Below are 13251 nucleotides of genomic sequence, written 5' to 3'. Positions count from 1 at the left end.
ATGGCTGACGGTGAGATCAAGGTAGATAGCGATCCCGTTTTCAAAGGGATCGACCCGATCAAGTATGAAGGCCCGGATAGCAACAATATGCTGGCCTATCGTTACTACAACAAGGACCAGATGGTTCTTGGCAAGCGCATGGAAGACCATTTGCGCATGGCCGTGTGCTACTGGCATACATTCTGCTGGGATGGCTTTGACATCTTCGGCGCAGGCACAACGGACCGCCCGTGGCACGGCGCCGCGAATGATCGCGCCGCGGCCGACGCCAAGATGGCTGCCGCATTTGAGTTCTTCACCAAGCTGGGCCTGCCTTATTACTGCTTCCACGATGTCGATGTGACGGAAGACTCCGCAACGCCGGATGAACTCTCAAACAATCTGAAGCGTTCTGCAGATCGTCTGGCTGCCTATCAGGAAGCTACCGGCGTGAAGCTGCTGTGGGGCACGGCAAACCTGTTCAGCAATCCGCGCTTTGCCGCTGGCGGCCTGACCAATCCGAACCCGGAAGTTGCGGCCTGCGCCGTGCGCCAGATCCGTGACTGTCTGGAAGCCACCAACCAGCTGGGCGGTGAGAACTATGTTCTGTGGGGTGGCCGGGAAGGCTATGACACCCTGCTCAATACCAGCCTGGACCGTGAGCTGAACAATTTCGGCCGCTTCCTTTCCATGGTTGTGGAGCACAAGCACAAGATCGGCTTCAAAGGCAAAATCCTGATTGAGCCGAAACCGCACGAGCCGATGTATCATCAGTATGATTTCGACTCTGCAACCATTCACGGTTTCCTTCAGCGCTTCGGCCTGGAAAAGGAAGTGCATGTGAATATCGAGCCGAACCACTCCACACTGTCCGGCCACAGCTTCGCGCATGAAATTGCAACAGCTGTCTCTCTGGGCATCATGGGCTCTATCGACATCAATTGTGGTAACTACCAAAATGGGTGGGACACGGACCAGTTCAATCTGGACGTTCGTGACATCACGTTGGCCCTGATTGAGCTGCTGCCGTCTGGCGGCCTCGATACCGGTGGGTTCAACTTTGATGCCAAGGTGCGCCGCCAGTCCAGCGATCTGGATGACCTGTTCTACGCCCATGTCGGCGGCGTCGACGCGCTGGCCCGTGCACTGCTGTCAGCAGCGGACATCATCGAGAAAGGCGAGATCGCGAAATTCAAGGCTGAGCGCTATGCCGGCTGGGAAGGCAGTGACCTTGGCAAGATGATGCTGTCCGATGGCGCGAGCCTTGAGAGCATTGCCGACAAGGCAGCCGCCGCGGGCCTCAACCCGTCCCACACCAGCGGCCGCCAGGAAATGCTGGAAAACCTGGTGAACCGCAGCCTGAAATAGGCACGTTGCTTAAAGGACCTTGCCGGATAGAAACTTCGGCAAGGTCTTGTCATTATAAAGAAAAACAAGCTAGTTTCAGTCCACGTGACCCATGTGGCTGAACGGTTTTGCACGCTTGTACCTTGCGCGCTGATGCCACTGCCGGGGCGTGACAAGGGATAAACCATGCCGGACGGCCTCAACATGCACAGCACACCCCCAAAGGGCCGACCTGCAACCATTATTGATGTCGCCCGCGAAGCTGGCGTGTCTTTCAAGACAGTCAGCCGCGTGCTGAACGGCGAGACCAATGTCCGTGAGGAAACCCGGCAGAAGGTGATGGAGGCGGTCCGCACGCTGGACTATCGCACCAATCACAATGCACGAAACCTGCGTGCCCGGCAGAGCCACATTATCTGTCTCTTTTACGCAAACCCCTCCCGCAACTATATCGGTGAGGTTCAGCTTGGCGCTCTGCAGCGCTGTCAGGCCGAAGGCTACAGCCTTATCGCCGAAGACTGCAGCGACAATCACCCATCTCTGCTGGCCCTGCGCGCCGAAACGAAGCTGGCTGGCGCCGTTCTGACGCCGCCCCTGTCCGATGACCAGAACCTCGTCGCTGAACTGCGTGACCGGCGTATTCCGTTCGTGCGGATCTCCGCCTCTGAAGAGGGGCAGGGCCTGAACGTCTCGATGGATGATATCGCTGCGGGTCAGGAAATGACCGAGTATCTGATCGGCCTTGGTCACAAGCGGATCGGCTTTATCCGAGGGCCGGAGAGCCACACCCAGGCGAATCTGCGTCACAAGGGCTATGTTGCTGCCATGGAAAAGGCGGGTCTAGCGCTCGATCCGGACCTGATTTGCCAAGGCAATTTCGCCTTTGATTCCGGTATCAGCTGCGCTGAAACGCTGCTGGACCTGCCCAATCCACCGACCGCTATCTTCGCCAGCAATGACGACATGGCCGCAGGCGTTCTGGCAGCGGCCTATCGCCGTCAGATCAGCGTTCCCAAAGACCTCTCCGTCGTCGGCTTCGATGACACGCCGCTCGCTTCCACGATCAGCCCCTCGCTGACTACGGTCTACCAGCCCAGCCGCGAACTGGCGGCCGCCGCGGTCCGCATTCTGCTTGAAGAGGCGGGGAACCCTTCAGAGGACCCCCGCCAGGAAGTGCTGGATTACCGGCTCGTCCTCCGGGAATCGACGGCGCCGCCACACGGCTGAGACGCAATTCGACCAGTTCCCAGCGCTGAGGCTTTCGTGTAAGCCGCGTGGCGATGACACGCATACAACCCCTGCCGCATATCGCGCTGACCAAGCCCTACGTTCCCGGTGGCAAGCTGAAAGGCTCAACCGGGCATGTGATCATGCTCGCCTCTAACGAAAATCCCTTCGGGCCAAGCCCCAAGGCGGTTGAGGCCATGAAGGCTGCTGCTGAAGAGGTCCATATCTATCCGGACCCCGAATACCGCGCCTTGCGGGAGACGATTGCCGAGGCAACAGGTATCGCGGAGGCGTCGCGTATTGTCGTGTCTTCAGGCTCTGACGAGATCATTCACCTGCTGACGCAATGCTATGCCGGGCCGGGTGACGAGATCCTGTTCACTGAGCACGCCTTTTCCATGTACCGCGTCTCCGCGCTGTCTCATGGTGCTGAGACCGTCACAGTGCCTGAGACGGATTTGACCGCAGGGGCGAACGCCATCCTCGGCGCGGTGACCGACAAGACCAAGATCCTGTTCCTGGCGAACCCGAACAACCCGACGGGAACGATGATGAAGGTGGAGGATCTGGAGCGCCTTCAGGACAGCTTGCCGCCGCACGTCTTGTTCGTTGTGGATGGCGCCTATGCCGAATATGTCAGCCCGGACTATGAGGCGCAGATTCGCGATCTGGTGGACCGCCGCGCCAATACAGTGATGATGCGCACCTTCTCGAAAATCCACGGCCTTGCTGCAATGCGTCTCGGTTGGGCGTACATGCCGGACGAGATTATGCAGACATTTCAGCGTATTCGCGGCCCGTTCAACGTCAACGGCCTGGCCGTCGCAGCGGGCATGGCCAGCATTCAGGATGAGGAATTCCTGACGAAAAGCCGTGAGCATAATGCCGAATGGCGCACCAAAATGATGGACGCATTGAACGCGATGGGCCTGCCGACGCCGCCCAGCCATGCGAACTTTGTTCTTCCGGATTTTGGCTCATCCGAGCGGGCAGATGCCGCCAATGAGTTCCTCAAGACACGCAACATTCTGGTGCGCGCTGTAGGTGGCTATGGCCTTCCGACGCGCTTGCGGATCAGCGTGGGCTCTGCCGAGGACAATGAGACAGTGCTGGCGGCCCTTCGGGAGTTCACCGCGTCACACTGATGTTGTCGATCAGGCGCGTCTTGCCGAGCCAGGCTGCGGCCAGCAAGCGCGCGACAGTGCCCTCGGGCAGGGGCGCGTCCGGCAGGTCTTCCAGCGTCGCCGGGTCGACCAGGCTGACATAGTTCATATCCGTAAAACCGGCCGCCATGATCAGGCCACGCGCTTCCTCCAGCGCTATGGATGGCAATGTCCCATTGGATAGGCGTACCGAAGCGCGGTGCAGCGCTGCCTGCATGGCGGGGGCAATCCGGCGTTCTTCCGGGGTGAGGTAGAGGTTGCGTGAAGACTGGGCCAGGCCATCAGCGTCCCGCGCTGTCTCGCCGCCGATGATCTCGATCGGGAAGCCCAGATCGCGCACCATGCGCCGGATAATTTGCAGCTGCTGGTAATCCTTCTCCCCAAACACGGCGACATCCGGCTGCGTGTGCAGGAAGAGACGCGCGACGACCGTTGCCACGCCATAGAAGAAGTGCGGTCGATAGATGCCGTCCAGCAGGTCCGACATTTCTTCCACCCGCACATTCGTCTTCGTGCCGTCCGGATACATCTCCTCGACGGTCGGCAGGTAGACGAGGTCACAGCCGGCAGAATCAAGTTTCGCGCGGTCAGCTGATTCGTCGCGTGGATACGTGTCGAAGTCTTCGCCCGGCGCGAACTGGGTCGGGTTAACAAAGATGCTCGCGATCACCTTGGTGGCATTTTTTTTCGCAAGGCGGACCAGGGACAAATGACCCGAGTGCAGGGCCCCCATGGTCGGAACAAATCCAATAGTTTCACCGGCTTGGCGCCACGCGCGAATCTGGCTTTGAAGATCGGCCCGCGTCTGCACCGCAGGTGTTAACGTATCTGTCTTCGAATTCACTTTGAAAAACGTCCCGTCTGAGGATTGTGTAAACGCCCTGTTAACCCATTCGGAGGAATTTTAAACACATGACACACCGCATCCTTGCTCCGATTAAATCATTCGCGCTTTCTGTTGGGCTTCGCTTGGCAGCTGGCAAGTCTAAACGTCCGGTCGTGGCCGCTCCAGAGGCGCGCACACGCTATATCAGTCCAAGCATGGTTGATGAATGGATGTTTGACCGCGATGGCACGCCTGTCACGGAAGCGGCAGAAGTGTACTCCCGCGATCTCGGCCGCGTTGCCGGTGCACTCGGGACGCTTCGCAACCTGCTGTCCGAAATCTCAGCTCATCAGCCAGTCGGCGCTGAGCTTCCGGTCGATGCAGCCTTCGGACCGATCATGTCCGACGATGTCCTCTTCGATGGTGAACCTATGGCACCTTATTATGCAGACGCGCCGATGGAGGATGCTGACCTCTTCATGGATGTGATCGCCAGCGAAAAGACGACGCAGCGTGACCTCTCGCAGGTTGCCTGAATCACTATAGTACCTACGAGACGAACTGCTGAAGGAGCCCTCGAACATGCCCGCTGATGGATTCGCCCCACTGGAGACGGTAGGTGGCCCGGACCTGTCAGCGCAGCAGCGCGAGGCCCGTGTCATTGTCGTGGGTAACGAAAAGGGCGGCGCCGGCAAGTCGACTGTATCGATGCACTTGTCGGTGGCCCTTATGCGCATGGGCAAGAAGGTCGGCGTGATCGACCTCGATGTCCGCCAGCGCAGTCTGACCCGCTATCTCGAAAATCGCCTTCGCTGGATGCAGTCTACCGGCGCGAAGCTTCCCATGCCGGAAATCGTTCGCGTCGATGCCTCGACCGAGCGCGACCTCGACCGCGCCGAATCCGAAGAAACCCAGCGTTTCCTCAGCAGCGTGGCGCGCCTTAAAAAGGCGTGTGACTTCATCATCATCGATGGCCCGGGTGGCGACACCTATCTGTCGCGTCTTGCGCATGTGAATGCCGATACGCTGATCACGCCGCTGAATGACAGCTTTGTCGATTTTGACCTGCTGGGCGATGTGAACCCGCAAACGCTGGAAGTGATCCGGCCGAGCTTCTATTCCGAAATGGTCTGGTCCTGCCGGAAGAAAAAGGCGCAGACATCCCGCCGTCCCATCGACTGGATCGTGATGCGCAACCGGATGTCTCCGCTTGCCGCACGCAACAAGGAGCGTGTGGGCGAGGCTCTGACGAACCTCTCCAAGCGTATCGGCTTCCGTCTTGCGCCGGGCCTGTCAGAACGGGTGATCTATCGCGAACTGTTCCCGGCCGGCCTGACCTTGCTGGACCTGACAGAGAAGGGGTCCAACGTCTCCTTCACGATGAGCCATGTGGCCGCCCGTCAGGAAATGCGCGATCTGCTGATAGTCCTGCAGCTGCCGGAACTCGTCGGCGCAGAGATCGAATTCTAGAGATTACAAAGAATTAGAGTCAGTCAGGCCAGCCAGGTGCTGGCCTTTCTGCATTTTGGCCCCCACATTAGCCTCTACGAACAGGAGGAAGTGTGCATGGTGTTCAATAATAGTGACTGGCTGGCGCAGGTTCAGGAAGAGATCATCGATCCGGACCGCGAGATCATTGATCCCCACCATCACCTCTGGCCGCAGCCGGACATGCATTACAATGTCGACGAGTTCCTGGCCGATCTGACCAGCGGCCATAATGTGAAACAGACCATCTTCATGGAATGCGGCGCCGCCTATCGCGAGGATGGCCCGGACCATCTGAAGCCTGTTGGCGAGACCGAATTCGTGACAGCGGCCGCCAAGGACATGAAAGCGCGTGGCGGACCCTATATTGCGGCCATCATCGGCCATGCAGACCTACGCAGCGCAGATCTTGATGAAGTATTGGACGCCCATATTGAAGCCTCCGATGGCCTGTTCCGCGGCATCCGCCATGCGGGCTCTCGCGACACGAGCGGCGCAACGCTGCGCATTCCGGGCAGAGCTCCCGAACGTCTTTATGCAGATGATGAGTTCCGTCAGGGCGTCGCGCGTCTGGGGGAACGTGGCCTGACCTATGACACCTGGCACTATCACCACCAGAATCAGGACTTTCTGGATCTCGCCAGAGCCGTCCCCAATACGACGCTGGTGCTTGACCATTTCGGAACGCCGATTGGCGTTGGGCCATATGCCGGCAAGCGCGAAGAGATCTTCGCCCAATGGAAGGAAGATGTCGCAGAGATCGCGAAGTGCCCGAACGTGGTCGCGAAACTCGGCGGGCTCGCCATGCCGGACAATGGATGGGGCTGGCATGAGCGTGACTTGCCGCCAAGCTCGGATGAGTTCGTGGAGTCCCAACAGCGCTGGTATGACCACATGATCGAATGTTTTGGGGCAGGGCGCTGTATGCTTGAAAGCAACTTCCCTGTGGATCGCTTGTCGATCAGCTATCCGGTTCTCTGGAACGGCCTGAAGAAGATTGCCGCCAAGTATTCAGAGGTGGAGCAGCGCGCTCTGTTCGAAGTCACGGCGCGGCGCATCTATCGACTCTGAGGCTGCAGACTAGGCAGATGGCGGGGAAGCCCGTATAGGCCCGGCCCATGGCAACATTCCCGTTTGAGATCAAAGCCACCGAAGGCAAGGCCCGCGCCGGCGTTCTGAAGACGCCGCGCGGAGACATTCGCACGCCCGCTTTTATGCCCGTGGGCACCGCCGGCACCGTGAAGGCGCTGTATATGGATCAGGTGAAGGATGCCGGGGCGGATATCATCCTCGGCAATACATATCACCTGATGCTGCGTCCGGGCGCTGAGCGCGTGCAGCGTCTTGGCGGCCTGCATGCCTTCGCGCACTGGGATGGCCCGATGCTGACCGATAGCGGAGGCTTTCAGGTCTGGTCGCTGGCACAGTTGCGCAAGATGGACCCGGACGGCGTGACCTTTCAGAGCCATATTGATGGCTCCACGCACCGGCTGACCCCGGCGCGCAGCATCGAGATTCAGGCAGACCTGCTCGGCGCTGACATCTCCATGCAGCTGGACGAATGCACGGACTATCCCTGTTCGCATGAGGAGGCCGAGCGAAGCCTGGACCTCTCGCTCGACTGGGGCCAGCGCAGTCTTGAGGCCTTCGGAGATCGCGATAGCCAGACCCTGTTCGGCATCATTCAGGGTTCCAATTATGCGGACCTGAGGGAGAAGTCTGCCAAGGGCGTCGTCTCGCAGGGGTTCGGAGGCATCGCGCTGGGCGGTCTCGCGGTGGGTGAGGGGCATGAGCAAATGTGCGCGACCATCGATTTGACGGTGCCGCACCTGCCGGATCATCTGCCACGCTATGTGATGGGCGTCGGCAAGCCGATCGATCTGGTGGAAAGTGTTGCGCGCGGGATCGACATGTTCGATTGCGTCCTGCCAACCCGTTCCGGTCGTCACGGACAGGCCTGGACCTGGGATGGGCCGGTCAATGTGAAGAACGCCAAATTCGCTGAAGATTTGTCACCGCTGGACGAGGCCGTGAATTGCCCGGCGAGCCAGGACTATTCACGCGCCTATTACCATCACCTGTTCAAGGCCGGGGAGTATCTCGGCCCCATGCTGCTCAGCTGGCACAACACGGCCTTCTTCCAGGCCCTGATGCAGGAGATCCGCGACTCTATTGCTGAGGGACGGTTTGAAGCGCTTCGGTCCCGACTTCAGACGGCTTGGGCGTCGACGAAGTCGTCCCCGAAGGATGAACGGGCGTAAGATTGTCCAGCTGTTTCTGCTGGTAGTCATCATAGGCTTGCGACGGAGCCTGCGAGACAGGGCTGTCGCCTTTATATGTGACCGCATTCTCTTCCCGCTTCACCGTGAAGTTCGGACGTGCGGGCAGGGGGCACCCTTTGGCCAATCCCATACCCTTCAGATAGGCCCGGCGCTGCGCCCCGATCTTGTAGGCGAGATTGTACTTCTTCTGATGGCTTTCCGCGCCGGTCGCCTGGCGGATGATGCCGCGGAAGGGGATCAGGCCTCTCGCCTCTGAAGCTACGGCATTGAGCGTCGCTTGTGACGCTGAGTCAGCCAGCTTCTCTGTCCTCAAGCGTTCGTCCGGAACAGGCGTATCCCAATCGGGGCCGAGTACCTGATCCAGTTGGGCCAGCAGGCGGTTGATATCTTTACAGCCAAGATCCGTCGGCAAGTCATAGGGGCTTTCGACGCCTTTCAGAATAGGCGGAATTTCCTGCCGACGAAGATTCAGGTCTTCAAGCGGGGAAAGAGCGGCATCGGCGAATCCCTCACGCGTCTTCGAATAGGCAGTTCCGGCAGCCTGCTCGACATTTTCGGTGAGAGAATCATCGTCCTGCGCCTTCTGTTCGACAGGGGCAGGCTGGCTCGCACAGGCGCCGAGCAACAGAAGTGTTAGTAAAAAGGGTGTAAATCTCAACATAATCGGGAGGGTGATGCGAAAATTATGGCGACATCAAGCCATAGGCTGCATCAGGCGGTTGACCGCACCCGTCTGGTCGCCTAAATCGCGCGTTCTGGAGGTGCCCTTAGCTCAGTTGGTAGAGCAACTGACTTTTAATCAGTAGGTCACAGGTTCGAACCCTGTAGGGCACACCATACTCCCCCCGAGAAATAATCAGAGCTGAAACCGGTCCCGGTTCGGCTTTGCCGCCATCATGTAATGTGCGGGGCTTTCCGGTGATGGCTGCGAATTAATCTGGCAATCAGGCTCTTGTCCCGGAACATCCGGGCGGCTTCGTCCGTTGGTTTCCTGAAAGGAGATCATCATGAGCAAGTATGAGACAGATCTTGACCCCCAGCGCCGCGAAGACCTGAGCGAGCAGCGAGGCGATGGCGAAACACCCGGACGCAAAGATACAGACCAGGCAGGCTTTCGCCGCGGAGACGAACCCCGCGATGGCGAGCATGGCTTCCTGAGGGATGACGGTCAGAAAGACCGCCCGCAGCCTAAAGAAACCGCTGCAGAACGCGCGGAGCATCTCGACGAGGGCAACAATCCTGTTCTGATGCCTAGGGATGGCCGTTTTCCAAATGCGCCAGATACTCTCAACTCAGACAAGGGCGCAGAAAGCGCCACGCCGGGCGCGCTGAAGCCCGCGCCTGATACACAAGAACTGGAAGACGCCTATTCTAAGAATGATCCGGGCGTCGAAACCAAAGACTAGATCAGATCTTCCAGATCAGCACTTAAAGCCGGACCGGGCCTTGCCCGTCCGGTTTTTTGTATTTCGGTCCTTGCGGATGGAGCAGCGCTCCATGTGTGACAGGAACAAATTCATGGGTTGGAGTGGATATGATACGCCCCTGTGCACATGGGCGACGTCCATCCGCGTGAAGCCTGGAGGATGATACGGAGGCCCCCCAAGGCTTCGGACCCGCCGCGCGCCCATGTCAAAGCCCGCGACAGGCCTGAGTATATGCCCGCCAACCAAGGGGTCGGAAAACTATCCTCACAGGCTTTGTTATAATTCAGAAAAACCGGCCAGCTTTGTCGGATTGCGGCAGTCTGCCAGTTGTTCCGGCCGCGTGCAGGCGCTAACGGTTCAGCGCAGAAAGGATGCACGGATGGAGAAGGCCGACCGGATCGCGGTGCGCGAGCGCTTGCTTGACCGTCTTTCCCGTAAGACGCCGCTCATCATGGGCATTCTGAACGTGACGCCGGATTCCTTTTCTGATGGCGGACAGCACGATTCCCTCGCCACAGCCCTGACCCATGCCGCCGAGATGGCGCAGCAGGGCGCTGACATTCTGGATATTGGTGGAGAGTCCACACGTCCTGGCGGAGAGGCCGTCAGTCTGGAAGACGAATGGGCACGTGTGGCCGGGCCCATTGCCAGCCTGACCTCACAGGACGGGCTTCCGGTTTCCATCGATACCTACAAGGCAGAGATTGCCCGGCGCGCAGCAAAGGCTGGCGCGGTCATCGTCAATGATGTGTGGGGCATGACGCGCGATGAGGGCATGGCCGATACTGTGGCCGAAACCGAAAGCCTCGTTTGCATCACCTATAATCGAGGCGAGGCGGATGCAGACATAGACCTGCGTCAGGACATGATGGATTTCTTCGGGCGCACCTTCGACATGGCCAGGCAGGCTGGCATACCCCGCAAGCATATCCTGCTCGATCCCGGCGTCGGTTTCGGCAAGACATATGAGCAGAATTTTGGTGTGCTGGCGCATCTTGATGCGTTGGTGGAGACGGGCTGCCCGGTTCTGGTTGGCGTGTCGCGAAAATCCTTTATCGGGCGCCTGACCGGCAAGCCTGTGGAAGACCGCCTGATCGGCACGCTTGCCGCCAATCTCGACAGCGTACAACGCGGCGCTGCAATCCTCCGCGTCCATGATGTGGCTGAGCACCGTGAGGCGCTCGACATGATCCAGTCTATTGGGAGTGCCCGTTGACCGACCGTATTTTTGTAACGAACCTTTGCCTGCATGGCTTTCACGGTGTTCACACCGCCGAGAAATCGCTCGGCCAGAAATTCTTCATCGACATCGACTGCCGCCTTGCAGAGCCGGCCACCTCCACCGACCTGATGGAAGAGACCGTCCATTATGGGGAGGTCTGTGATCTGGCAGAGGAGCTGTCCGGCAAGACCGTGTTCAATCTCATCGAGACCTTTGCCGAGCGGATTGCGTCCGCCATTCTGGAGAAATGGGAGATTGTCGAGGAAGTGACCGTTACGGTTCGCAAACCTTCCGCCCCGATCCGCCATCTGGTGGACCATGTCGGCGTTGCCATCACACGGTCGCGCAATGGCTGAGGCTGCGCTCGGTCTCGGGACAAATCTCGGGGACCGGGAAGCCGCTCTGGCGCGAGCGGTCGACTTGCTTGCGGCGACGCCTGGTGTCACGCTTGGCTCTGTCTCGCGTCTCTATCGAAGTGCGCCCTGGGGCGTTGCGGATCAGCCAGACTTTCTAAACCTCTGCCTTCTGATCAATACGGATCTGGAGCCTGCCGATCTGCTGTCGGCGTGCAAGGCGGTAGAGGCAAAGCTTGGCCGTCAGGCGCGTATGCGCTGGGGCCCGAGGGAGATGGATGTCGACATTTTGCTGATGCCGGGCGTTGAGGTGGATACGGAGACCCTGGTGATCCCGCATCCGCGCATTGCCGAGCGGCGCTTCGTGCTGGAACCCCTGAGTGAACTGGTGCCGGACTGGAAGATTGGATCGCAGGCCATCAAAAGCATGACGGCCGCCCTCAGAGAGAAGGCGGCCGACCAAATGTGTGAACTGGACGAGGCAGCGACACGGCAATTCGCGTCGCTGCGTACTCGCTAGAGATTTTTCACGATATCCTCGACCATCTTCTTCGCATCTGCGAGCAGCATCATCGTGTTGTCGCGGAAGAAAAGCTCATTCTGGATGCCCGCATATCCGGACCCCATAGAGCGTTTGATGAACAGAACCGTCCCGGCATTCTCAACATCCAGAACCGGCATGCCATAGATCGGTGAGGTGGTGTCTGTCTTTGCGGCCGGGTTGGTCACATCATTGGCGCCGATGACGAAGGCAACTTCAGAATTGCGGAAGTCTGAGTTGATGTCTTCCAGTTCGAAGACTTCATCATAAGGCACTTGAGCCTCAGCCAGCAGGACGTTCATGTGACCCGGCATCCGGCCCGCAACAGGGTGGATGGCGTATTTCACTTCGACGCCTTCTTCCTTCAGCTTGTCGCACATCTCTTTCAGGGCGTGCTGGGCCTGAGCCACCGCCATGCCGTAGCCCGGCACGATGATCACCTTGGAGGCATTCTTCATGATGAAGGCTGCGTCTTCGGCTGAACCACGCTTGAATGGACGATCTGCTTGTGCACCCGCATCCGCCGTTGCGGTGTCGTCACCACCAAAGCCGCCAAGGATCACCGAGATGAAGCTGCGGTTCATGCCCTTACACATGATGTAGGACAGGATCGCACCGGACGAGCCAACAAGGGCACCTGTGATAATCAGCGCGAAATTGCCGAGCGTGAAGCCGAGAGCGGCAGCCGCCCAGCCGGAATAGGAGTTCAGCATCGACACGACGACCGGCATGTCCGCGCCGCCAATCGGGATGATCAGCGTGATGCCCAGGATCAGGGCAAGAACGGTCAGCCCCCAGAAGGCCCATTGAGCCGTGCCGCCTGTCTGAATCAGGACAACCAGAAGGGCAATGATGCCGCCAGCGATCAGGATGTTCAGAATGTGACGTGCCGGCAGCATGATGGGCGCGCCGGACATGTTGCCGTTCAGTTTGGCAAACGCGATGACCGAGCCCGTAAAGGTCAACGCACCAATGGCGGAGCCGAGACCAAGCTCGATCAGGGAAGCCATCTTGATGCCTTCGGCACCCATGATGCTGAACTGAACGGGCGAGTAGAGCGCGGCGGCGGCCACAAGAACGGCGGCGAGGCCGACGAGGCTGTGGAAGGCTGCAACCAGCTGCGGCATGGCCGTCATTGGAATACGACGTGCGATGATGGCGCCAATGGTGCCACCAATTGCGACACCGCCGAGGATCAGCCCCCAGGTTGTGACGTCGAGTTCGTTCCAGAGCAGGGCGAGGGTCGTGGCGACCGCGATGCCCATGCCGATCATCCCATTGCGATTACCCTTGCGGCTTGTCGCCGGGCTGGAGAGACCGCGCAGGGCCAGGATGAAGAGGATACCGGCGACGAGATAGAGCAGCGGCGCCCAGGTAGAGTGAAAACTGTCCACGG

The 13251-nt window shown here is 59.3% G+C and carries 14 protein-coding genes and 1 tRNA gene; 12 read left to right on the top strand and 3 right to left on the bottom strand.

Going from position 1 to position 13251, the window contains the following annotated elements:
• The 3 genes from xylA (at position 1) to hisC (ending at position 3698) form a co-directional block, all read left to right on the top strand.
• Positions 1 to 1347: a xylose isomerase gene (xylA, locus tag HY29_RS00785; protein WP_051600975.1), complete on the top strand. Its 1347-nt coding sequence runs from the start codon at positions 1 to 3 to the stop codon at positions 1345 to 1347.
• 165 nt (positions 1348 to 1512) lie between these two features.
• Positions 1513 to 2553 carry a LacI family DNA-binding transcriptional regulator gene (locus tag HY29_RS00780; RefSeq protein ID WP_051600974.1) on the top strand — a complete coding sequence of 347 codons (1041 nt, stop codon included), beginning with the start codon at positions 1513 to 1515 and terminating at the stop codon, positions 2551 to 2553.
• Positions 2554 to 2606: 53 nt separating this feature from the next.
• Positions 2607 to 3698, top strand: coding sequence for a histidinol-phosphate transaminase (gene hisC / locus HY29_RS00775; RefSeq protein WP_034789981.1), 1092 nt, complete (start codon positions 2607 to 2609; stop codon positions 3696 to 3698).
• On the opposite strand, the gene panC is transcribed toward hisC, so the two are convergent.
• Positions 3682 to 4560: a pantoate--beta-alanine ligase gene (panC, locus tag HY29_RS00770; RefSeq protein ID WP_081811154.1), complete on the bottom strand. Its 879-nt coding sequence runs from the start codon at positions 4558 to 4560 to the stop codon at positions 3682 to 3684. The two genes, hisC and panC, sit on opposite strands and share 17 nt — an antisense overlap.
• Positions 4561 to 4628: 68 nt before the next feature.
• On the opposite strand from panC, the gene HY29_RS00765 reads away from it, so the two are divergent.
• The 4 genes from HY29_RS00765 (at position 4629) to tgt (ending at position 8291) form a co-directional block, all read left to right on the top strand.
• Complete coding sequence (locus HY29_RS00765) at positions 4629 to 5078, top strand: hypothetical protein (RefSeq protein WP_034789977.1); 450 nt, start codon at positions 4629 to 4631, stop codon at positions 5076 to 5078.
• 46 nt (positions 5079 to 5124) lie between these two features.
• On the top strand, positions 5125 to 6012 hold the full coding sequence (locus tag HY29_RS00760; RefSeq protein WP_051595031.1) for a division plane positioning ATPase MipZ: 888 nt from the start codon (positions 5125 to 5127) through the stop codon (positions 6010 to 6012).
• 96 nt (positions 6013 to 6108) lie between these two features.
• Positions 6109 to 7101 carry an amidohydrolase family protein gene (locus tag HY29_RS00755; RefSeq protein WP_051600973.1) on the top strand — a complete coding sequence of 331 codons (993 nt, stop codon included), beginning with the start codon at positions 6109 to 6111 and terminating at the stop codon, positions 7099 to 7101.
• Positions 7102 to 7148: 47 nt separating this feature from the next.
• On the top strand, positions 7149 to 8291 hold the full coding sequence (gene tgt, locus HY29_RS00750) for a tRNA guanosine(34) transglycosylase Tgt (protein WP_034789968.1): 1143 nt from the start codon (positions 7149 to 7151) through the stop codon (positions 8289 to 8291).
• Here the strand turns inward: tgt and HY29_RS00745 are convergent.
• Positions 8200 to 8973, bottom strand: a complete 774-nt coding sequence (locus HY29_RS00745; RefSeq protein WP_155838156.1) for a hypothetical protein — start codon at positions 8971 to 8973, stop codon at positions 8200 to 8202. The two genes, tgt and HY29_RS00745, sit on opposite strands and share 92 nt — an antisense overlap.
• 100 nt (positions 8974 to 9073) lie before the next feature.
• Here HY29_RS00745 and HY29_RS00740 point away from each other — a divergent pair.
• The 5 genes from HY29_RS00740 to folK all read left to right on the top strand — a co-directional run bounded on the left by HY29_RS00740 (position 9074) and on the right by folK (position 11834).
• A tRNA-Lys gene (locus HY29_RS00740) sits at positions 9074 to 9149 on the top strand.
• Between the two features lie 170 nt (positions 9150 to 9319).
• On the top strand, positions 9320 to 9718 hold the full coding sequence (locus HY29_RS00735) for a hypothetical protein (RefSeq protein ID WP_034789964.1): 399 nt from the start codon (positions 9320 to 9322) through the stop codon (positions 9716 to 9718).
• A 400-nt stretch (positions 9719 to 10118) separates the two neighbouring features.
• On the top strand, positions 10119 to 10955 hold the full coding sequence (gene folP / locus HY29_RS00730) for a dihydropteroate synthase (protein WP_034789959.1): 837 nt from the start codon (positions 10119 to 10121) through the stop codon (positions 10953 to 10955).
• Complete coding sequence (folB, locus tag HY29_RS00725) at positions 10952 to 11317, top strand: dihydroneopterin aldolase (RefSeq protein ID WP_034789956.1); 366 nt, start codon at positions 10952 to 10954, stop codon at positions 11315 to 11317. Before folP ends, folB begins: the two co-directional genes overlap by 4 nt.
• Positions 11310 to 11834 (top strand): 2-amino-4-hydroxy-6-hydroxymethyldihydropteridine diphosphokinase, encoded by a 525-nt coding sequence (gene folK, locus HY29_RS00720; RefSeq protein ID WP_081811153.1) that lies wholly within the window; start codon positions 11310 to 11312, stop codon positions 11832 to 11834. The genes folB and folK overlap by 8 nt, the downstream gene beginning before the upstream one ends.
• On the opposite strand, the gene HY29_RS00715 is transcribed toward folK, so the two are convergent.
• A complete protein-coding gene (locus HY29_RS00715) occupies positions 11831 to 13249 on the bottom strand; it encodes an NAD(P)(+) transhydrogenase (Re/Si-specific) subunit beta (RefSeq protein WP_034789953.1) in 1419 nt (472 codons plus the stop codon). The genes folK and HY29_RS00715 overlap by 4 nt on opposite strands.
• Between the last annotated feature and the right edge of the window lie 2 nt (positions 13250 to 13251).

This window comes from Hyphomonas beringensis, assembly GCF_000682755.1.
In the GTDB taxonomy this organism is placed as follows: domain Bacteria; phylum Pseudomonadota; class Alphaproteobacteria; order Caulobacterales; family Hyphomonadaceae; genus Hyphomonas; species Hyphomonas beringensis.
Note: the sequence above shows the minus strand (reverse complement) of the source record. Positions and strands in the feature narration are given on the sequence as shown.